At 33.5% G+C, this 768-nt stretch carries 1 pseudogene; it reads left to right on the top strand.

Annotated features, from left to right (window positions below):
* Positions 1-523 (top strand): annotated as a pseudogene (locus HGB55_RS15255) (hypothetical protein); the annotation flags it as partial.
* Positions 524-768: the final 245 nt, after the last annotated feature.

Here is a 768-nt window from a genome sequence, read left to right as displayed (position 1 = left end):
AGGTAAAAATGCTAATGAGATTTCGAGTTCATTTTATCAAAATGGATACTATGAATTAAGATGTAAACACGAAGAAATTAGATATGTTGATAGTAATCTCATAACTAAAAATAAAGAAATTGCTGAAAGATGGAAAGTATTTATGTCGAAGAGTAATGGTGCTGCAGGTTTACTAACCGATAACAATGAAGTATCTATTTTGGGTAAACCTTACATCGCAAAACCAATGTCTGCTTGTACTGATTCTCTTATACCGATTGGAAATTTTGAAACTGAATTTGAAGCAACGGCATTAGCATCTTATATAAAAACTAAGTTTTTAAGATTTATGGTTGGTATCTTAAAGACTTCACAAAATATTCTTCAAAACGTATATCAATTTGTTCCTCTTCAAGATTTTACACCTGAATCAGATATTAATTGGTCTAGTTCCATTGAAGATATTGATAAACAACTTTACGAAAAGTATAATTTGAGTAAAGAAGAAATTGAATTTATAGATAAAATGATAAAACCAATGTAAGCCAACGCTTAAAGCCATACACATTTGCAATTCGCACAAGCCGACACACAAGCCAAAAATTGCAAAAGAGTATGTCTTTGCCAACGCTGACAGACGACCGAAAAAGAAGTACGACCGCACAACAATGGCTATACGTAATGCGGGGGAAAGTGCTGATATGAAAGTAATTACAATAAATAAACCAAGTGCTAAACTGAAAGGTAAGTGCCTTGAAATCCCGCACTACGCATAGCCGAGACCGTTGG

The sequence above is a fragment of the Lutibacter sp. B1 genome, from assembly GCF_012524075.1.
Taxonomy (GTDB): Bacteria; Bacteroidota; Bacteroidia; order Flavobacteriales; family Flavobacteriaceae; genus Lutibacter.
The sequence above is the reverse complement of the archived record's forward strand: the minus strand, read 5'-3'. Positions and strand labels throughout refer to the sequence as shown.